This window comes from Paraburkholderia sp. BR13439, assembly GCF_040948805.1.
Lineage (GTDB): Bacteria > Pseudomonadota > Gammaproteobacteria > Burkholderiales > Burkholderiaceae > Paraburkholderia > Paraburkholderia youngii.
In genome coordinates, this window is the sequence record NZ_JBFPKN010000003.1 from 403,892 (window position 1) to 424,349 (window position 20,458).

Genomic DNA, 20,458 nt, shown 5'->3' on the forward strand with positions numbered 1-20,458 from the left:
CGCCATGCACAATCATCTCGTCGTCGCGTTGGCCTACGACCGGCTCTGCACCTTCGAATTCGGCTGCGTGACCGAACTGTTCGCGCTCGAGCGTCCCGAGCTCGGCGTGCCGTGGTATCGCTTCGCGGTCTGCGCGGGCGAGCCCGGTCCGATCCGTGCGGCGGGCGGCATCACGCTGGCCGCGCCGTACACGCTGAAGCTGCTTGCGAGCGCCGACACGATCGTGATTCCGGGTTGGCGCGATGCCGACGAAGTGCCGCCGGCCGCGCTGCTGCGCAGGCTCCGCGCGGCCTACGAGCGCGGCGCGCGGCTGTGCTCGATCTGCTCGGGCGTGTTCGTGCTCGCGGCGGCCGGCGTGCTCGACGGCAAGACCGTGACGACCCACTGGCGCTACGCGGACAAGTTGCAGCAGCGCTATCCGCAACTGCGCGTGCGGGCCGACGCGCTGTATGTCGATGAAGGGCAGGTGATCACGTCGGCGGGATCGGCGGCCGGGCTCGACATGCTGCTGCATCTGGTGCGGCGCGATCATGGCAGCGCGGTCGCGAATCGGGTCGCGCAACGGCTCGTGGTGCCGCCGCATCGCGAGGGTGGCCAGGCGCAGTTCGTGCCGCGTCCGATGCAGCACGACGAAAGCGGACGGATCGCGAAGCTGATGGACTGGGTGCGCAGCCATGCGGCCGAGCCGCATACGCTGAACTCGCTGGCCACGCGGGCGGCAATGAGCCCGCGCACGCTGCAACGGCAGTTCCGCGACGCGACCGGCATGGCGCCTTATGAATGGCTCGTCAGGGAGCGCGTCGCGCTTGCCCGTGAGTTGCTCGAAGCCGCCACGCCGCTGCCGATGGCGCGCGTCGCCGAGCTGGCGGGGTTCGGCTCGGAGGAGTCGTTGCGGCGGCATTTTCGGCGGATCGCGTTGACGAGTCCCGGGACGTATCGGCGCAGGTTTGGCGGGGAGGGGTGAGCGCGCGCGGAGCGCGGCCGCATCGGCGGCGGCGCCTGTGGCAGGAAACGTGGACGGCGCTCAGGAATGCGGCGGCCGCCCAGCCGGCGCCGATCACGGCGCTCGTCGCGACCTCGATCAACGAAGTGCGCAGCGCGCAGGGTTCGCTGAATCCGCGCCGAACCCGGCATTGAATTCGCTGCACGCGCCGCGGTCACAGCAGCAGGCACGCAGCTCACGTCGAGCTTGCTCATTCAACGGAACCCGCTATGTCCGACATCGCAAAGATCATCGCCAGCTTCAACGCCGGGCGCGACCCCGAACGGCTCGCGATGAAATACAAAGCCATGCGCGGCTCGCCGTTCGTGTTTTTGCGCGGCACCTGTCATCTGTTCTATCAGCGACTGCCGCGCGCGAACGTCCTCGACGACGCGCCGCATGTGTGGATCTGCGGCGACATGCACCTCGAAAATTTCGGCAGCTACAAGGGCGACAATCGCCTCGTCTACTTCGACAACAACGACTTCGACGAAGCCTGTCTCGCACCGGCTCCGTACGAACTGGTGCGTCTGTTGACGAGCGTGCTGGTCGGCGCGGCCGACCTGAAGCTGAGCCGCGCTGAAGCGCTCGCGCTATGCCACACCGCGCTCGATGCCTACGGCGCCGCGCTCGCCTACGGCAAGTCGCGCTGGATCGAAGCGGAGACCGCGGTCGGCATGGTGCGCGATCTGTTCGTCGCGCTCGCGAGCCGCACGCGCGCCGCGCATCTCGACCGGCGCACGGTGCTCAAGGGCAAGACGCGCATGCTGAAGGTCGACGGCAAGAAAGCGCTGCCGGTCAGCGATGAGCGGCGCGCGGCGGTCGTGCAGTTCATGCAGCGCTTCGCGGCTACGGAGCCGAATCCCGACTTCTACCGCACGCTCGATGTCGCGCGACGCATCGCGGGCACGGGCAGCCTCGGTGTCGATCGCTACGTGATTCTGGTCGAGGGCAAGGGCTCGTCCGACGGCAACTACCTGATCGATCTGAAAGAGGCGCTGTCATCGTCGGTCAGTGCTCACGTGAGCGCAACGCAGCCGAAGTGGCAGACCGAGGCGCAGCGTGTCGTCGAGGTGCAGCGGCGCAATCAGGCGGTCTCGCAGGCCTTTTTGCACGCGGTCGAATTCAATCAGCGCTCCTATGTGCTGCGCGGTTTGCAGCCATCGGAAGATCGCGTCGCCCTTGCCGACTGGGACGGCAAGCTGCCGCGGCTCGAAGCGGTGATCAACAGCATGGCCGAGTTGAGCGCGTGGGCGCATCTGCGCAGCGGAGGACGGCAGAAGTCGGCGATCGCCGATGATCTGATCGCGTATGGCAGTCGGCGCGATTGGCAACTGCCGCTGATCGATCTGGCCACGCAGTGCGAGGCGCAGGTCGCGGCGGATTGGAAGGCTTATTGCGAGGCTTATGACCGGGGGAGTTTCGAGGCGAGCGGCGCGGGCCAGTAGACGATCTTCGTCTCGCCAGCCTGCGAGAGCGTTAGCGCCGCGGACGGCGTCGCGGTGATCGGCGCCGCTCGATGACGAGCTGGGAAGTTGCGCGAGTCAGGCCCGCTCGCGATTGACGAAGCGGGAAACGCAGCAGGATCACGTGCGCGCGGGCCGTCCGGTCCGCGCGTCGAAAGTCGCGTTGTCTCATACGTGCCCCAGCACCTTCCACCAAAGCGGCCCAACCACCAGCCAAGCCACCATGTAAAACAGGCTCATTAAAAAGCCCGCCTTCCACCATTCACCCTGGGTCACGTAGCCCGCGCCGAACATCACCGGACCGGAGCCGATGCCATATTGCGTCAGGCAACCGTTCACGTTGCTGAGAATGCCGAGCGAGACCGCGGCGACGAAGGGCGGGACGCCGGCGGCGACCATCAGCGCCATCGAAAGTGGAAACAGCGCGCTGATATGCGCGGTCGCGCTGGCGAAAAAGTAGTGAATGTAAACATAGATCGCCGCCACCAGCATATAGACGGCCAGCATCGGAAAGCCCGCGAGGTGCTGGCCGAATTCCTTGCCAAACCAGGCCACCATCCCATATTCGTTGAGCTTGGAGGCCAGCATGATGAGCAGGCCGATCCAGATCATCGTGTCCCAGGCGGACTTCTCGTTCAGCGCGTCCTGCCAGGTCAGCACGCCGCTGATGAACAGCAACGACACGCCGATCGCCGCCGCGAGCGTCGCGCCGATGCCGAGATCGTCGCCAAACACCCACAGCACCAGCAAGCCGACGAAGATGCACGCCATGATGATTTCTTTGACCGAGATGGAGCCCATCGTCGCGAGCTCCCGTTGCGCGAGGTCGGTCGCATCGGGGGTGCGTCTGACGTGCGGCGGGGCGATCCACAGCATCGCGATCGGAATCACGGCGAGGCACAGCAGACCGGGGATGGACGCCGCCAGCGCCCAGTCGAGCCAGCTGATCGACACGCCCTGGTCCGCGGCCAGCTTGACCGCCAGCGGGTTGCCCGCCATCGCCGTGATGAACATACCCGCCGTGATGATGTTCGCGTGAAACGCGCAGAGGATCAGATAGCGTCCCACCTTCGCGCGTGATTCCGGATCGTCGGCGTGGCTGCCCAGCACTTCGGAAATCGCTCGCGTGATAGGCAACATCACGCCGCCCGCGCGCGCGGTGATGCTCGGCATCGCGGGGGAGATCACGAGTTCGGTCAGCACGAGCCCGTAGCCGAGCCCCGTCGTGCGCTTTCCCAGCAATCGCATGAACAGAAGCGCGATCCGGCGGCCAAGGCCGGTCTTGATCACGCCGCGTGAAATGAAAAACGCGAGCATCACGAGCCAGACGAGGTCGGTGCCGGTGGATCGGGTGACGTCGGCGAACGTCAGGACGCCCACCAGCACGCCGATGGTCGAGCCGATGATGGCAACCACCGACATCGGCAGCGGGGCGGTCATGATGCCCGCAATGGTCGCGACGAAGACGGCGAACATATGCCACGCCTTCGGCTGCAGGCCGGCGGGTGCGGGCAGAAACCACAGCACGAGGCCGACCGCGACCGGCACCAGATATTTCCAGATGCCCGCCGGCAGTCCGACCGACGGCTTCGGCGTGGCGGGCGGGGAGCTGGTGGGCTGTGAAACCTTGGCAGGTGTGGGAGCCATGATGGACCTCGTGCCGGCGTTGCTGGGTCTTTTGGGAGTGCGCGAGAAAGCGTCAGCGCTCGTGAAGCACGCTTTGCGTCGCCTCCTTGACGATGCGCGCGCTGCCCAGCAAGGCCTCGCGCTCGATAGGGTCAAGTTCAGGATAGGCGATCAGGCGCGCGCCCGCGCCATTGACGACCATCGGCAGCGACACGCACACGTCCGGTACACCTTCCACTTCGGGCTGGACGATCCCGACCGTCAGGATCAGATCCATGTCGTGCACGATGGCCTCGCAGATCCTGCCTATCGCGCTGGCGATGCCGTAATGGGTGGCGCCTTTGCCTTCCTTGATGAGCTTCGCCGCCTCGTGAACGGAGCGCAGGATCAGATCCCTGCTGGCGGGGCCCAGCTCCTTGCCGTTCCTCGTCAGGAAGGTTTCGAGGGGCATGCCGCAGACGGTCGCGGCGGACCACTGGATCACCGCCGATTCGCCATGCTCGCCGAGCACATAGGCGTGAATCGCGGAGGCCACCACGCCGAGCCGTTCGGACAGCAGGGAGCGCAGCCGCCCGGTGTCGAGCGAGGTGCCGGTGCTGATGACGCGCTCGCGCTCGCCACGCAGCTGGTGGTACACGGCGCCGGTCAGCACGTCGCACGGGTTGGTTGCGATCAGGTAGATGGCTTCGGGCGCGAGCGGCGCAATGCGCCCGACGATTTCGGTCGCGATCTGCGCATTGATTCTGGCAAGGTGCAGGCGCGTTTCGCCGGGTTTGACGCCGGCGCCGGCCGTGATCACGACGATGTCGGCGTCGCGCGCGTCTTCGTAGTCCCCTGCGCGGAACCGGCTGTGCCCCCAGAATGCCGCGGCATGGGCGAGATCCAGAGCCTGCCCTTCAGCGCGCACCCGCGCGACGTCGATGATGACGACTTTCGCGCTCGGAATGGCCAACGCCACGAACAGGGCTGCCGATCCCCCAACCAGTCCCGCGCCGACGATAACGATCTTGGCCTGCCGCATCGCGAACCTCGTTAAGTTCGGGTTTCACCCCCGAAGCATAGTCGCACGCGCGCGTTTGCCATCAATCAGACCTTAGTCCTACGCGGCGGCGCGCTTTTTCGCCTCTGGAGAGAAGGCGAGCGCTCGGTGAGCTGCGGCGACATCGGTTGCTCGGCACGCCGCGCGCCCGCGAACTGCTGCCTGAATTCAACCGGTGTCATGGCCTTGGCGGCTTTGAATTGCCGGTTGAAATTCGCGACGTTCGCAAACCCGGAGCGGGTCGCAATGACGGAAATCGGCGCTTGCGTGTCCGTCAACATCCGGCACGCGTGGCCGATTCGCACACGCGTCACGTAGCGCCCGACGCTCTCGCCAAGATGCTGCGTGAAATGCCGCGTCAAAGAGCGCTCGGACAGCCCCGACGCCTTGGCCAGCGCGGAAAGCCGCAGCGGATGCGCGAACTGTGTCTCGATCAATGCGAGCGCGCGATTGAGCTGATCGGATTCGTGGCCAGTGGCGGCGCCGGTCCGCGCAGCGAATGCGCTTGGGGATGCGAGCGGCGTGGCGGGAAGCGTCGACAGCAGATCCAGCACGTCGAGCGCCGCCTGCAAGCGTTCGCGCGGTTTGTCGGACAGCAGGCGGTCCAGGTGCTCACGCATGCGCGTGCCGGCACCCTCTTCGAATGCGAGGCCGCAGGCCGCTCTGCGCAACAGGTCGCAGAGGCTGTTGTATTCGGGGCAGACATCGGCGAGTCGCCGCAGCCACGCGCCGTCGAACCAGACGACGATCGCGACCTGCGGGTGCGCCGCGTCGATCGAGCGGTTCGAGGCCCAGGTGTGCGGCAGATTCGGCGGCACCAGCACCAGATCGTCCGCGCCGTAGGTCGCGACGGAGTCGCCGATGTACCGCTTGCCCTGACTGTTCATCGTCAGCGTCAGCTCGTACTCGGGATGGTGGTGCCATTCGAAAGGGATGCGGGGCAGCCGGCGGTGATAGACCCTGACCGAACAGTCCCGGCCAAAATCCACATGCTCGAAAGCGGCTTTCATGTCCGAAATCGTCAAATCATTGACCGGATAGTATCACGCGCGCACTGCTCGTTGGCGTACGCTTCAAGCATCAGAAACCCCATGGAGACGATGCAATGGCCTTGCAAATCGACGATCTGCCGGCAGCCATCCGTCAAGCGAAGCGCGAACTGCGCGCAATGCTGCCGAACTACCGTGAAGTGTTCGCCGACGTCGCAGCGGCGATGACGAAGGAGGCCGAGCGAATCGCAACGCTGCGTGAGCGCGGCGAGCCGGTGATTCCGGAAATCCAGTTCGCCGACATCGTCGCGAACCGCGTCACCGACGAGCAGATCGCGCTCGTCAAAGCTCGCGGCGCCTGCGTGATCCGCAGGGTGTTCGACCGGTCGCTCGTCGAGCAATGGGATCAGGACATCGCGGAATACGTCGAGCGCAACGACCTCGACGCCAAGCTGCTGAATCGCGCGGAAGACAAGTACTTCGGCCAGCTCGCTTCGAGCAAGCCGCAAATCTACGGGGTGTACTGGTCGAAGCCGCAGGTGCTCGCGCGCCAGTCGAGCGCGCTCACCCAGGCCCGCGTGTTCCTGAACCGGCTGTGGCGCACCGAGAGCGAAGGGCGCGTGCATTTCGATCCGAACCATGTGCCGGTGTATGCGGACCGCCTGCGTCGCCGGCCGCCCGGATCGGAATCGCTCGGATTGTCGGCCCATTGCGACGGCGGTTCGGTCGAGCGCTGGATCGAGCCAAATTTCCGCAACGTCTATCGCCACGTGTTCTCTGGCAACTGGCGCGACTACGATCCGTTCGATGCCGCGTGGCGCACCGAAGTCGAGGAGATCGCTTCGCCGGCCGTCTGTTCGATGTTCCGCACGTTCCAGGGCTGGACCGCGCTGACGCCGCAAGGTCCCGGCGACGGCACGCTGCAATTGGTGCCGATGGCGAACTCGATGGTCTACATCCTGTTGCGCGCGCTTCAGGATGATGTCGCCGAAGACGATCTGTGCGGAGCGATGCCGGGGCGCGCGCTGTCGATCAAGTCCGAGTATCACGCGCCGCTGTTTCATGCGCTGTCGTCGATTCCGTTGATGCAGGCGGGCGACACCGTGTTCTGGCATAGCGACGTCATTCACGCGGTCGAGGACGCGCATCGCGGCAACGGTTATAGCAACGTGATGTATATCGCTTCGCTGCCGGCCTGCGCGAAAAACGATGCGTACCTGAAGCGGCAACTGCCGAGCTTTCTCGAAGGCAGGAGCCCGCCGGATTTTCCGGCCGATAACTTCGAAGTCGATTTCGTCGGCCGCGCGACGTCGGACGATCTCACCGAGCTTGGCCGTGCGCAGATGGGCTTCGATTCGTGAGCGGAAAGGACATGGCTGCCTCTGGACCGGGAGCGGAACTTGCTGCCATTTCAGCATGGCAACGACCCAAGGAGGACCGGCCATGGCCACCACACCGAACAAGGACGAAAACCCGATCCGGCCGGATGAGTCCGACGTCGTGCAGACGGATCTGCCCGACATCGGTCCTTCGCAGGACCCGGACGCGCCGCCGCTCGATCCCGACATCGACCCCGATCGCGAAGAGGACAAGCCGTAGACGAGCGCATTCGCTCGATACATAGAATAGATGTGCCGCTGGGCGGTTCAGTGCAGCGTCAATCGTGGCGACGGGTTGATGCCACAGCGCAGCGCGTGAGCGCGGCGTGTCCCTGCGCCGCTACAACTGACTCTCGATCGCGGCTTTGTCGATGACCGACCAGACTTGCTGGATCTTGCCGTCACCGAACTCGTAGAAGACGTTCTCGCAGAACTCGACGCGTTTGCCTTGCACGGGAAGCCCGAGAAACATGCCGATGGGCGTGCAGTCGAAATGCAATCGGCTTGCGATATGCGGCGGCTCGCAAACCAGCATCTGAATCTCGAAGTGCAGGTCCGGAATTTCGCGGAAATCTCTTTCCAGCATCTCGCGATAGCCCGGCAAACCGATTCGTTGTCCGTTGTACTTCACGTCTTCGCCAACGAAGTCCCGCAGCTTTGACCAGTCCTGCGTGTTCAGACAGGCGATATAGCCGCGGTAAAGTTTCGACAGATTGAATTCGTTCATCGCAATCGTCTTCCATGCCAAAGTAGTTAAGCAGATTGTCGGCGTTCTGGGATTTAGCGTTGAATGGCGGCTCGGGATCCTCGTCTGAAGCCGCAACCATCCGCTGCAGTCGAACGACCTCGATGCACCCCGCATCACCCTCGCACGGATGCGAGACACCCTCTCCAGACAAACCCGGATTGCTGCTCCGATTTCGCCACTGTTATCGTTCACTCGACAGTGTGGAAGCGCTTCCACTTAAGTGTTCACAGGAAGTTCGAACGAGAGCGCATCGAGTTCCGCCACACCCGGTTCAACGACCTCATCGCAGGAGAGAATCCGTGGTAAACAACGCATCCGCAGTCGTCGACGCCGAACAACCAAGCGCTCACGGCGACCCGCATTCCGATCCATTCACACCGCCCGCCGATTCGTCGCTATGGCGCCAGGATTTCCTGCTCGGCGCGGCCACCGCGTCGTATCAGATCGAAGGCGCGGTCAATGAAGACGGCCGCCTGCCGTCGATCTGGGACACGTTCTCGGCCACACCGGGCAAGGTGCTGGCAGGCGACACCGGCGCCGTCGCATGCGATCACTATCATCGCTGGGAACAGGACGTCGATCTGCTCGCGGGCCTCGGCCTCGAAGCGTACCGGCTGTCGACCGCATGGCCGCGCGTGATGGACGAAAACGGCGCGCCGAACCACAAGGGACTCGACTTCTACAAGCGCCTGCTCGGACGGCTAAAAGAGAAGAACATCACGACTTTCGTCACGCTGTATCACTGGGATCTGCCTCAGCATCTCGAAGATCGCGGCGGCTGGCTCAATCGCGAAACCGCGTACCGTTTCGTCGATTACGCGGATCTGATGAGCCGCGAACTGCACGGCTTCGTCGATGCGTGGGCGACGCTCAACGAACCGTGGTGTTCGGCGTATCTCGGCTACGGCAACGGTCATCACGCACCGGGACTCTCGAACCTGCGTTTCGCCGCGCAGGCCATGCATCATCTGCTGCTCGCGCACGGTCTCGCGATTCCGGTGCTGCGCGCGAACGATCCGCGTTCGCACAAGGGCATCGTCGCGAACGTCGGGCGCGGCACGCCGAATAGCGACAGCGCCGCCGACCGTCGCGCGGCCGAACTGTTCGAAGTTCAGCACAACGCGTGGATTCTCGATCCGCTGTTCAAGGGCGAGTATCCGCAAGACCTGTTCGAGCTGTGGCCGGGCAGCGAGCCGCTGGTGCTCGAAGGTGATATGCAGACGATCAATACGCCGCTCGATTTCCTCGGCATCAACTATTATTTCCGCACCAACGTGGCGAGCGACGGCGGGCATGGATTCAAGGACGTGCCGCTTGCAGATGTCGAGCGTACGCAGATGGGATGGGAGGTTTACCCTGACGGTCTTCGCGATCTGCTGACCGGCTTCAAGGACACCTATGCCAATCTGCCGCCGATCTACATCACCGAGAACGGCATGGCATCGGACGACAAGGTCATCGACGGCCGCGTCGAGGACACGCAGCGCATCTCGTTCCTGAAGCGCCATCTCGCCGCGGTCGATCAGGCGATCAAGGCGGGCGTCGACGTGCGCGGCTATTTCCTGTGGTCGCTGATGGACAACTTCGAGTGGGCGTTCGGCTATGAGCGGCGCTTCGGCATCGTGCACGTCGACTACCAGACGCAGAAGCGCACGATTAAACGCAGCGCGGAGCTGGTGTCGAAATTCCTCGAAGATCGCAAGGCGCAGGCGCAATAAACACAATCAAAACGACGCAGCAACGATGTAAAACCGGGTGGAGCTGGTTGGTATTTCGACTTGACACACAGGCGCGGAGCCTGGAGGAGACGGAATGAACAGCAACAGAATGGTCTTGCGAGGCGTAGTTGCGGCACTGGCGCTGTATGGCGTCGTCGCGCACGCGGAGCCGCTCAAGGCTAACGTGATTCACTGGTGGACCTCGGGCGGCGAGTCGGCCGCAATTCGTCAGTTTGCCGTCGCGTACGACAAGGCCGGCGGCCAATGGGTCGACAACGCGGTCGCCGGCGGGGACCAGGCGCGCGCCACCGCGATCAACCGCATCGTCGGCGGCGATCCACCCACAGCCGCACAGTTCAATACGTCGAAGCAGTTCCACGATCTGATCGATCAGGGACTCCTGAATAACGTCGACGACGTCGCCGCGAAAGAAAACTGGAACGGCATTTTTCCGCAATCGATTCTCGACAGCATCCGCGTGAAGGGCCATTTCTACGCGGCGCCGGTCGACATCCATATGCCGGCGTGGTTCTTCTACTCGAAGCCGGTGTTCCAGAAAGCGGGCATCGCGAGTGAGCCCAAAAGCTACGACGAATTCATCGCCGATCTCGGCAAGCTGAAGAGCGCGGGCGTGATTCCGCTCGCGTTCGGCGGTCAGCCGTGGCAGGAGAAGATCACGTTCGACGCGGTGCTCGCCGATGTGGGCGGCCCGGACCTGTATATGAAGGTCTATCGCGATCACGATCAGAACGCGGTGAATTCCGAGGCGTTCAAGAAGGTGCTCGTGTCGTTCAAGAAGCTGCACGATTACGTCGACCCGGGCTCGCCTGGCCGCAATTGGAACGACGCGACCGCGCTCGTGACTTCGGGCAAGGCCGGCGTTCAGATCATGGGCGACTGGGCGAAGGGCGAGTTCCTCGCGGCGAATCAGACTGCGGGCAAGGACTTCGGCTGCTTCCCGGGCTTCGGTCCGCGTTCGCCGTACCTGGTTGCGGGCGACGTGTTCGTGTTCCCGAAGACCGACAGCGCGTCGGCTATCAAAGCGCAGAATCTGCTCGCCACGGTGATGACCTCGCCGTCCGCGCAAGTCGCGTTCAGCGCGAAGAAGGGCTCGATTCCGATTCGGGGTGACGTGGATGAAAGCAGCCTCGACATCTGCGCCAAGGAGGGCATCGCGATCATGAAGGACAAGTCGCGCCAGTTGCCGAACCCGGAAATGCTGCTGTCGCCCGATACGCAAGGTGCGCTGACTGACGTCGTGACGAACTTCTGGAACAAGAACGAGTCCGTCGACGACGCGCAGAAAGCGTTCGCCAGCGCACTGAAGGGCTAGGCCTCGCCATGCACGCGCTCAAGCTGCCAGCCGAGGGTTCGAACCCACCGGGCAAGTCGCAACCCAGGCCGCGAAACAAGCCGCTGAACCGGCGGTTTTCGATAGCGGTCTGGCTGGCCTTGCTGCCGATGCTCCTGACCGTCGTGTTCACGTATCTGGGCACGATGGTCTGGACCGCGCGCGTGTCGCTCAGCAATTCGCACACGTTTCCGTCGAACGACTTCGCGGGCCTCACGCAGTACGTACGGCTGTTCCACAACGACCGCTGGCTGATGTCGCTGCAGAACATCGTGATCTATGGCGCGTGCTTCATCGTCGCGTGCATGGTGATCGGTTTGCTGCTGGCAATCTTCATCGATCAGCGCGTGGTCGCGGAAGGCGCGTTGCGCACGGTGTTTCTGTATCCGTACGCGATGTCGTTTGTCGCGACCGGGCTCGTGTGGCAGTGGATTCTGAATCCCTCGCTCGGTGCGCAGCAGGTGCTGCGCAACCTCGGCTTCCCGCATGCGCGCTTCGACTGGATCGTCGATCAGGACTGGGTCATCTACACGATCGTGATCGCGACCGTCTGGCAGGCTTCGGGCCTCGTGATGGCGCTGCTGCTCGCGGGCCTGCGCGGCATCGACGAAGAGTTGTGGAAAGCCGCGCGCATCGACGGCATTCCACGCTGGCGCGTGTATGCGAGCATCGTGGTGCCGATGCTCGGACCGTCGATCTCGACCGCGTTCGTGTTGCTGTTCGTGATGGTCGTGAAGCTGTACGACGCGGTCGTCGCGATGACCCAGGGCGGCCCCGGCACCGCCAGCGAAGTGCCGGCCAAATTCATCATGGACTATCTGTTCGGACGCGCGAATATCGGTCTTGCGTCGGCAGCATCGATCGTGCTGCTCGCGACGGTGCTCGCGGTTCTCGCGCCATTCTTCTATGCACGCAGCCGTGCGGCGCTGCGCGGGGAGAGAGGATGAACACGCTCGATTCCACGCTCAAAGGCGGCCTGCCGCAGCGCGCGCGCACGCGGCCTCGCCGTTCGGTGTTCTCGCCGGCGCGCCTCGGCATCTACGCGTTCCTGCTGACCGCCGCGGTGTTCTTTCTGTTGCCGCTCTACGTGATGCTGGTCACGTCGGTCAAACCGATGAGCGAGATCCGCCTCGGCAATCTGCTTGGGCTTCCGATGCATTTCACGCTCGACGCGTGGGTTGCCGCATGGCAGTCGGCCTGTACCGGGCTCGATTGCAACGGCATTCGCGTCGGCTTCTGGAACTCGGTGCGCATCGTCGCGCCGAGCACGGTGCTGTCGATCATGGTCGGCGCGGTGAACGGCTACGCGCTGTCGTTCTGGCGGCCGCGCGGCGCGGGCCTGCTGTTCGGCGTGCTGCTGGTCGGCGCGTTCATTCCGGTGCAGGTGATGATCTATCCGCTCGTGCGGGTGCTCGCGAGCGTGCATCTGTTCAGCTCGCTGCCCGGCATCGTGCTGATTCACACGATGTTCGGCATGCCGGTGATGACGCTGCTGTTCCGCAACTACTACGCGTCGATTCCGCAGGAGCTGTTCAAGGCCGCGCGCATCGACGGCGGCAGTTTCTGGCGCATCTTCTTTCAGCTGATGCTGCCGATGTCGACGCCGATCATCGTCGTCGCGCTGATCATGCAGGTCACGAACATCTGGAACGACTACATTCTGGGCCTCGTGTTCGCCGGCACGAAGAATCTGCCGATGACGGTGCAGCTGAACAACATCATCAACACGACGACAGGTGAGCGGCTCTACAACGTCAATATGGCGGCGACCATTCTGACGTCGATGGTGCCGCTCGCGGTTTATTTCATCTCGGGCCGCTGGTTCGTGCGCGGCATTGCGTCGGGCGCCGTCAAGGGGTAAGGCATGACAGACATGGCTAATACGATCGATGCGGCCGCCGTGCCGGGTGCAAGCGCGGGCGCTGCCTCCGACGCCGCGGCGCTCACGCATCCCGCCAATGTGGCGGTCCGCAATCTGACGATTCGGCTCGGCGCGAACACGGTGATCGAGAACCTCGATCTCGACGTGCTCGCCGGCGAGTTCGTCGTGCTGCTGGGGCCGTCGGGCTGCGGCAAGTCCACGCTGCTGCACAGCATCGCCGGATTGATCGACGTCAGCGACGGCAGCATCGAGATCGCCGGCGAGGACATGACGTGGGCCGATCCGAAAGATCGCCGCATCGCGCTGGTGTTCCAGTCGTACGCGCTCTATCCGACCATGAGCGTCGAGCGCAACCTGTCGTTCGCGCTGCGCATCAACGGCACGCCGAAGGCGGAAATCGCAAGGCGTGTCGCACGCGCGTCGGAGATGCTGCAACTGGGGCCGCTGCTCAAGCGCAAGCCGTCGCAGCTGTCGGGCGGACAGCGGCAGCGCGTCGCGATCGGCCGCGCGATCGTGCGCGAAGCCGATGTGTTCCTGTTCGACGAACCGCTGTCGAACCTCGACGCGAAGCTGCGCACCGAGCTGCGCCGTGAGCTGAAGCAACTGCACCACAGCCTCGGCGCGACGATGATCTATGTGACGCACGACCAGGTCGAGGCGATGACGCTCGCGACACGGATGGCCGTGATGCGCGGCGGCGTGATCCAGCAGTTCGGCACGCCGGCCGAGGTCTATGCGCGGCCGAACAACCTGTTCGTCGCGACCTTCCTCGGCTCGCCGGCGATGAATCTGCTGAAGGGCACGCTCGCAACGCGCGACGGCGTGCTCCACTTCTGCTCCGGGAATGCGCAGATCGACGTGTCGGCATACAAGTTCACGCAGGCACCCGCGCACGGTGTGCCGTGCGTACTCGGTGTGCGCGCCGAAGACGTGCATATCACGGCAGGCGGCAGCGAGCGCGGAAAAGTTTCGCTGATGGAGCCGATGGGCAACCACCGCGTGATCTGGCTCGACTATCATGGCGAACAGATCGCGTCGATCGATCAGACAAAAGCGCCGATTGCGGAGGATGACACCGTGGCGTTCTCGTTCGACGCCGCGCATGTCTCGCTATTCGACGAAGCGAGCGGCGCGCGCTTATAACGCCGCGCCGCGTCACGCGCGAAGCGGCTCGTCGAGACAGGTTTGATGGAGAACCGCGTGGCAACACTCAAGGACGTCGCGCAACTGGCCGGCGTCGGCATGTCGACCGCCTCACGAGCGATTTCCGGCAAGGGACCGATTTCCGCCGATGCCGCGGCGCGCGTGAAGGCGGCGATCGAGGCGCTGAACTTCCGCCCGTCGTCGATCGGCCGGGCAATGGCGACGCAGCAGCTAGGCATCATCGGCATCTTCGTGCCGACCTTCTTTGGTCCGTACTACGGCACGATCCTGAAGCAGACCGACACCGAGCTGCGCGCGGTCGGCCGGCATGTCGTGGTCGCGACCGGTTGCGGCGAGGTGTCGCCGCGCGAGCAGGCAATCGAGGCAGTGCGCTTTCTGATCGGCCGCGATTGCGATGGCGTGGTCGTGATCAGCCACGATCTGCACGACGAAGACCTGATCATGCTGCATGGCATGCATCCGAAGATGGTGTTCCTGAATCGCGCGTTCGAGCAGTTGCCGGAAGCGTCGTTCAGCGCGGATCATCGGCGCGGCGGCGAACTCGCGGCGCGCACGCTGCTCGATCACGGGCATCGCGACATCGCGGTGATTTCCGGGCCCGCTACCGCGTCGGACAACGTGATGCGGATCGACGGCTTTTTCGCCGAACTCGCGCGAGCAGGCATTGCGCGCGACGACGTCCTGCTGATCGAATCCGACTTCTCCCCCGAAGGCGGCTACGCGGCCGCGCAGAAGCTGCTCGAGACGCAGCGGCGCGTGACCGGCCTGTTCTGCGCGAACGACACGATGGCTGTCGCCGTGCTCGCGCGTTTTCACCAGGCGGGCATTTCGGTGCCGAACGACATTTCCGTGATCAGTTACGACGACGACTACTCGGCCGCGTACGCGGCGCCCGGGCTCACGTCGGTGCATATTCCGACCGGAGACCTGACGCAAAACGCGGTGCGCTGGCTGATCAATCAGTGTTACGGCACCACGTGGGAGATCTTCCGCGAGTTTCCGGTCAGCGTGACGATGCGCGAATCGGTCGGGCCAGCGCCGATACAGAAGAAAATTACGCGTGGCGCAACCCGGTAGAAGGATTTGCCTAATCGTGGCGGTGTGATGTGTGGCGCGCGGACGCGCGCCGCCCCGGTTGTGTTATGCCGGCGCCGTTTCAAACTTGCGAACCAAACGGGGACGCGGCTGCCGGCTATACGCGGCGAGGCTTTTCTCATAGTCCAACGGATTTTTCTTCGAGTTTTTTAACGCGAGCCGTCGCGCGCTTATTCGCGTTTTCACTTACGGATGTGACGGTCATTTAAAGGTCGTCGTAATTCTTCGCAAGACTGCTTTGCGGTTTTCCCTCATTAAACTTGCGTCAAATTTCTCTAAACTCCGCTGTAACAAGTTGTTACGGGGTGAGTGTGATGCTGGCCATCTTTCTGATCGCCTGTCCGATCGGCATCGCTGCGCTATTTAGTTTTGCGCGCCATGTCGATCCGCAGACGGGACGTTTCAAACGGTAGATTTCCTGCGCGCGTTCTTTCCGCGGCCGTGCCGTGGAGATTTTCGCTTTGTCATTAGTATTCGTTGGTTCGTCGTCAATTTGAAAGGGGCAACCGTTTGCGTCCTTTCGATTTGCTTTCTGTTTTTCGTATTCGTCAATAGCCCGTTTTACCTTTCAGCAAGTCTTGCCTTGGCGTGCGGGTTCGCGGCACGATGCGCGATTACCTTCGATTTGGGTCGGCATCGCATATGCAAGATTCTCTGCAGAAAATGGCGGCACGTGCGAGCGTGCTGAAGGGCGTTCTTCCTTTGAGCCGGATCGCGGCGGCGCGTGATGCGCTGGCCGGTGTGCAGCTTGCGTCGATGGACATACCGCAGGTGCTCGGCTATGCGCGCATTGCCGGCATGCCGGCCGTCACCGGACTTTATACTGTATTCCTGCCGCTCGTCGCGTTCGCGTTTTTCGGCGCGTCGCGGCATCTGGTCGTCGCTGCCGATTCGGCCACGGCGACGATCTTCGCGAGCCGTCTGGAGACGATGGCAGCCGCGTCGAGCGCCGAATACGCGGCGCTCGCGGCGATGGTCGCGCTGCTGACGGCCGGGTTGCTGCTCGTCGCGCGCATCTTCAAGCTCGGTTTTCTCGCCGACTTCCTGTCGCGCACCGTGCTGGTCGGCTTTCTCGCCGGCGTCGGCGTGCAGGTCGGCATCGCGATGCTCGGAGACATGCTGGGCGTGCCCGGACATGCGACGCGCAGTGTGGACCAACTGCTGCTCGTCGTGAGCAAGGCCACGCAGATCAATCGGCCGACGCTGGCGATCTCGCTCTTCGTGGTGGCTGCGATTCTCGTCTGCAAGCGTTTCTGGCCGCGCCTGCCGGTGCCGTTGATCGCGGTCGTCGGAGGCATTGCCGCGAGCGACCTGTTCGGATTCGCCGCGCACGGCATCTCGATTCTTGGTCCGGTGGAGGGCGGCTTGCCGCCGCTGCGGGTTCCGTCGGTGACGTGGCAGCAGACGCTCGATCTCGTGCCGGTCGCGGCGTCGTGCTTCGTGATGATCGTCGCGCAAAGCGCCGCCGCGAGCCGGGTGTTCGCCGAGCGCTATCACGAGGTGGTCGATACCAACGCGGACCTGCTCGGCATCGCGGCCGCCAACGCGGCGGCGGCGTTTTCCGGCGCGTTCGTCGTCAACGGCAGCCCGACGCAGACCGCGATGGCCGATCGAGCCGGCACACGCAGCCAGTTGGCGCAGCTCGTGTTCGCTGCGGTCGTGGTGATCGTGCTGCTGTTTTTCAGCCGCTATCTGCAGTATTTGCCCCACTGCATTCTCGCGAGCATCGTGTTTACGATTGCGGTCGGCCTGATCAACGTGCAGTCGCTCTTTTCGATTCGCCGCGAAAGTCCCGGCGAATTCGCGCTAGCGTTGTTCACGGCGGCGGCGGTCGTGCTGATCGGCGTCGAGCACGGCATTCTGGTCGCGGTCGCGTTGTCGTTGCTGCGTCACGTCCGACACAGCTACCGCCCGCACACGATGATGCTCGCGCCCAACGGCGACGGCATGTGGGTGCCGGTGCCGGCGGTGCCCGGCATCGAGACCGCGCCGGGGCTGATCGTCTATCGCTTCGGCGCCGACCTGTTCTACGCGAACGATCATTTTTTCGTCGACGATGCGCGCCGCCTGATCGAGCACGCACCGAACGCCGTGCGCTGGTTCGTCGTCGATGCGAGCGCGATTACGGATGTCGATTATTCGGCGGCGCGCTCGGTGGGCGAGTTGTGCTCGGCGCTCAAGCGCGATCGGATCGAAGTGGTCTTTGCGCGCGTGAATCGCTATTTGCGCTCGGATATGGATCGGCATGGCATCACGCCGATCGTCGAGGAGCGCTGCATTTTCGGCACGCTGCATGAGGCGCTGAGTATGGCGGGGGTGGAGAAGCCGCATGAGCAGGTGAAGGGGGCGCCATAACGGGGAGGGCGCGTGCGGTATCGGAACGAGAAAAAAGTTGGTGGCAAACGTTGTCTGCGCCTCATTTCTTGTCGCCTGGCTGGATTAGGCTGATCTTTCGCTGCGATCAGCAGATATTAATTACAAAAACATGAACAGCTTCGACTCGACCATCGAAACATATCTGTCCAGCATACGCTTCGGTCATTTCACGACCCAATCGATACAAGCCATCGCCGACCTGTACTCCTTTAAAGGCTTGGTATTGATTCCCGTGCTTTGGTGGATCTGGTTTCAACGAGACGAACGCGCCGAATGGCGGCGCGAAATCGTGCTCGCGACGCTTCTCAGCGGTGCCGTGGCGCTCTTCGTCGGAAGGCTGCTGGCGCACTGGTTGCCATTTAGAGTGCGTCCCATCTATAACCCCGAACTTCATCTGCAGTTCGCAAGCGGCGCGACCAAGGCTGCGCAGTTGTCGGACTGGAGTTCGTTCCCGAGCGATCACGCGATGCTATGGATGGCTATCGCCACCGGCATCTTCCTCGTGTGGCGGGGCATCGGCGTGCTGGCGCTTCTCTATACCGCGCTGTTCATTTGCCTTCCGCGCGCCTATCTCGGCTTTCACTATCCGACCGATTTGCTGGTGGGCGCCGCGCTGGGAATCGGGATCACGTTGATCCTGACGCGCGATGCGATTCGCAAGCGCTACGCGACCCCGGTGCTGCGATGGATCGAACGCTATCGGGGACCTTCGGCAATACTCGCCTTCCTTCTGTGCCTTCAACTCGTCACGCAGTTCGAAGAGTTGCGTGCTCTGGCGTGCGGCGTGTTCAAGCATCTATGACCCGCCCGGCGCCTCGCTTTCAGTGAGCTGAGATTAGCGAGCACTCTCTATTGCCATCTCATGCAATATTCTGTCTAATGAAATCACAATAAAACGTCCGATTCATTCGAATCGCTGACACAGTCGACGGGGGTTCACTTCATGTACTCTCTGCTGCCGCTCAAGGCCCAGGTGTGTCGTCACGCGCGAACGCTCGCCGGGTATTTTCCAGCTCCATTTACACGCGACGAATCAAGCGGTGTCGATATCCTCGGTGTGATGACGCCGAGGCTGCTGAACGGGACCACGCTGCTGAACCTCAACTATGGCGAAGTTGACCGCTTCACCGACAAAACCCGCGCGACGGGCACCTTGTTCGTCGCGATAGGCGACGACTTCGTGCGCGTCGCCACTTCGGTCAAAAGGCAAACCGGCGAGCGGGCCGTGGGCACGGTACTCGACCGCTCGCACCCCGGCTATCGGATGCTGCGCAGCGGGCAGCCCTACACCGGTTACGCGACGCTATTCGGCAAGCAATACATGACACGGTACGAGCCGATCCGGGACAGTTCCGGCGACGTAATCGGCGCGCTATACGTCGGCCTCGATGTCAGCGAGGTGTGGAACCTGTCGATCGGAGCCAGGCTCGCGCTGCTGACCCTCGCCGCGAATACCGTACTCCTGCTGGGCTATGGTCGGCTGCTGCAGGCAGTGATCCTCCCCGACCAGGCGAGCCCCGAGGGGGCGTCACCGCCTTTCCTGCCAACCGGGGTGATCGGCTTCGGGCTGCTCGGCGCGCTGCTGGTCAGCGCGCTGGTCTACGTGACGACCCGGCGCGGTCTCGGCATGCAACTGCTCGAAGCGAAGGCCGCCGCGGAAAAATTGGCGGCCGGCGACTTGACCGCGCAAGTCCATGTCAGCCGGCGCGACGAACTGGGCGAGTTGATGCAGGCGATGAACGGCATCAGTGTCGGCCTCGCGTCGGTAGTCGGCAACGTGCGACGGGCGTCCGATATGATCGCGCTGGGCGCGCGCGAGATTGCCGCCGGCAACGCGGAACTGTCGTCCCGCACCGAGGCGCAAGCCGGCTCGCTCGAGCAAACCGCTTCGACGATGGAGCAATTGACTGCGATGGTCCGCGCCAATGCCGAACGCGCATCGCACGCCAACCAGCACATCGCGTCGGCCTCCGATCTCGCGGTCAAAGGCGGCACCGTGGTGGGCCATGTGGTCACCACCATGTCGCTGATCCGCGGCAGTTCACACAAGATCGTCGACATCATCAGCATGATCGATTCGATCGCCTTTCAAACCAATATCCTGGCTTTGAACGCGGCCGTCGAGGCGGCGCGCGCCGGCGACCAGGGGCGCGGCTTTGCGGTCGTCGCCGCCGAAGTGCGCAGCCTGGCCCAACGCAGCGCGGTGGCCGCCAAGGAAATCAAGGCGCTGATCACCGACTCGGTCGGCAACGTCAACGCAGGCGGAGAACTGGTCGACCAGGCTGGCCGGGACATGACCGAAATCGTTACGGCGGTCGATAGTGTGGTCACCTTGATGGGTGAGATCACCCACGCGAGCAACGAGCAAAGTACCGGCATCGGCGAAATCAATCGCGCGATCGGACACATGGACGAGATGACACAGCAAAACGTTGCTCTGGTGGAGCAGGTGGCAGCCGCGGCGGCCAGCATGCAGGAACAGGCGTCCACGTTGGAGGATGCCGTGCAGGTTTTTCGGCTGGTAGGTGACGGGCCAAACTGATCATCGCGGTCAGTGCCGCAATCAGCGCCCGCACTTTCCTGCACTAGAATGGGTTATTGCCGACGTCGTAAACGCATCTGGTCGGCACGACGTGCAGGATT

18 protein-coding genes are annotated in these 20,458 nt (G+C 63.5%); 14 read left to right on the forward strand and 4 right to left on the reverse strand.

The window, feature by feature from the left end; translation table 11 throughout:
* Positions 1-4: 4 nt before the first annotated feature.
* The 3 genes from ftrA to AB3X96_RS08690 all read left to right on the forward strand — a co-directional run bounded on the left by ftrA (position 5) and on the right by AB3X96_RS08690 (position 2,430).
* A complete protein-coding gene (gene ftrA, locus AB3X96_RS08680) occupies positions 5-964 on the forward strand; it encodes a transcriptional regulator FtrA (RefSeq protein ID WP_368589379.1) in 960 nt (319 codons plus the stop codon).
* Entirely contained in the window at positions 961-1,137 is a 177-nt protein-coding gene (locus tag AB3X96_RS08685; RefSeq protein WP_368589380.1) for a hypothetical protein, read from the forward strand. Before ftrA ends, AB3X96_RS08685 begins: the two co-directional genes overlap by 4 nt.
* Before the next feature lie 75 nt (positions 1,138-1,212).
* The gene (locus AB3X96_RS08690; protein ID WP_368589381.1) at positions 1,213-2,430 is read left to right on the forward strand and encodes a DUF2252 domain-containing protein; all 1,218 of its coding nucleotides are present in this window, start codon (positions 1,213-1,215) and stop codon (positions 2,428-2,430) included.
* Between the two features lie 186 nt (positions 2,431-2,616).
* Here AB3X96_RS08690 and AB3X96_RS08695 read toward each other — a convergent pair whose 3' ends face one another.
* The 3 genes from AB3X96_RS08695 to AB3X96_RS08705 all read right to left on the reverse strand — a co-directional run bounded on the left by AB3X96_RS08695 (position 2,617) and on the right by AB3X96_RS08705 (position 6,123).
* Positions 2,617-4,095 carry a DASS family sodium-coupled anion symporter gene (locus AB3X96_RS08695; RefSeq protein WP_368589382.1) on the reverse strand — a complete coding sequence of 493 codons (1,479 nt, stop codon included), beginning with the start codon at positions 4,093-4,095 and terminating at the stop codon, positions 2,617-2,619.
* Positions 4,096-4,147: 52 nt separating this feature from the next.
* A complete protein-coding gene (locus AB3X96_RS08700; RefSeq protein ID WP_368589383.1) occupies positions 4,148-5,095 on the reverse strand; it encodes a lactate dehydrogenase in 948 nt (315 codons plus the stop codon).
* 65 nt (positions 5,096-5,160) lie between these two features.
* The gene (locus AB3X96_RS08705) at positions 5,161-6,123 is read right to left on the reverse strand and encodes a helix-turn-helix domain-containing protein (RefSeq protein WP_368589384.1); all 963 of its coding nucleotides are present in this window, start codon (positions 6,121-6,123) and stop codon (positions 5,161-5,163) included.
* Between the two features lie 95 nt (positions 6,124-6,218).
* Between AB3X96_RS08705 and AB3X96_RS08710 the strand changes: the two genes are divergently transcribed.
* Both AB3X96_RS08710 and AB3X96_RS08715 read left to right on the forward strand, forming a co-directional pair.
* Positions 6,219-7,463 carry a DUF1479 domain-containing protein gene (locus tag AB3X96_RS08710; protein WP_368589385.1) on the forward strand — a complete coding sequence of 415 codons (1,245 nt, stop codon included), beginning with the start codon at positions 6,219-6,221 and terminating at the stop codon, positions 7,461-7,463.
* 82 nt (positions 7,464-7,545) lie between these two features.
* Entirely contained in the window at positions 7,546-7,701 is a 156-nt protein-coding gene (locus AB3X96_RS08715; RefSeq protein WP_368589386.1) for a hypothetical protein, read from the forward strand.
* A 120-nt stretch (positions 7,702-7,821) separates the two neighbouring features.
* On the opposite strand, the gene AB3X96_RS08720 is transcribed toward AB3X96_RS08715, so the two are convergent.
* Positions 7,822-8,208 (reverse strand): ester cyclase, encoded by a 387-nt coding sequence (locus AB3X96_RS08720; protein ID WP_368589387.1) that lies wholly within the window; start codon positions 8,206-8,208, stop codon positions 7,822-7,824.
* A gap of 320 nt (positions 8,209-8,528) precedes the next feature.
* On the opposite strand from AB3X96_RS08720, the gene AB3X96_RS08725 reads away from it, so the two are divergent.
* The 9 genes from AB3X96_RS08725 to AB3X96_RS08765 all read left to right on the forward strand — a co-directional run bounded on the left by AB3X96_RS08725 (position 8,529) and on the right by AB3X96_RS08765 (position 20,357).
* Positions 8,529-9,947: a GH1 family beta-glucosidase gene (locus AB3X96_RS08725; RefSeq protein ID WP_184227315.1), complete on the forward strand. Its 1,419-nt coding sequence runs from the start codon at positions 8,529-8,531 to the stop codon at positions 9,945-9,947.
* A gap of 94 nt (positions 9,948-10,041) precedes the next feature.
* Positions 10,042-11,280, forward strand: coding sequence for an ABC transporter substrate-binding protein (locus tag AB3X96_RS08730; RefSeq protein WP_368589388.1), 1,239 nt, complete (start codon positions 10,042-10,044; stop codon positions 11,278-11,280).
* Positions 11,281-11,288: 8 nt separating this feature from the next.
* The gene (locus tag AB3X96_RS08735; protein WP_176124737.1) at positions 11,289-12,245 is read left to right on the forward strand and encodes a carbohydrate ABC transporter permease; all 957 of its coding nucleotides are present in this window, start codon (positions 11,289-11,291) and stop codon (positions 12,243-12,245) included.
* On the forward strand, positions 12,242-13,159 hold the full coding sequence (locus tag AB3X96_RS08740) for a carbohydrate ABC transporter permease (RefSeq protein ID WP_368589389.1): 918 nt from the start codon (positions 12,242-12,244) through the stop codon (positions 13,157-13,159). Before AB3X96_RS08735 ends, AB3X96_RS08740 begins: the two co-directional genes overlap by 4 nt.
* 3 nt (positions 13,160-13,162) lie before the next feature.
* Positions 13,163-14,323 carry an ABC transporter ATP-binding protein gene (locus tag AB3X96_RS08745; RefSeq protein WP_368589390.1) on the forward strand — a complete coding sequence of 387 codons (1,161 nt, stop codon included), beginning with the start codon at positions 13,163-13,165 and terminating at the stop codon, positions 14,321-14,323.
* Positions 14,324-14,368: 45 nt separating this feature from the next.
* Positions 14,369-15,421, forward strand: a complete 1,053-nt coding sequence (locus AB3X96_RS08750) for a substrate-binding domain-containing protein (RefSeq protein WP_368589391.1) — start codon at positions 14,369-14,371, stop codon at positions 15,419-15,421.
* Between the two features lie 660 nt (positions 15,422-16,081).
* The gene (locus AB3X96_RS08755) at positions 16,082-17,794 is read left to right on the forward strand and encodes a SulP family inorganic anion transporter (protein ID WP_368589392.1); all 1,713 of its coding nucleotides are present in this window, start codon (positions 16,082-16,084) and stop codon (positions 17,792-17,794) included.
* 130 nt (positions 17,795-17,924) lie between these two features.
* On the forward strand, positions 17,925-18,617 hold the full coding sequence (locus tag AB3X96_RS08760) for a phosphatase PAP2 family protein (protein WP_368589393.1): 693 nt from the start codon (positions 17,925-17,927) through the stop codon (positions 18,615-18,617).
* A gap of 141 nt (positions 18,618-18,758) precedes the next feature.
* A complete protein-coding gene (locus tag AB3X96_RS08765) occupies positions 18,759-20,357 on the forward strand; it encodes a methyl-accepting chemotaxis protein (protein WP_368589394.1) in 1,599 nt (532 codons plus the stop codon).
* The last annotated feature ends 101 nt before the right edge of the window (positions 20,358-20,458 follow it).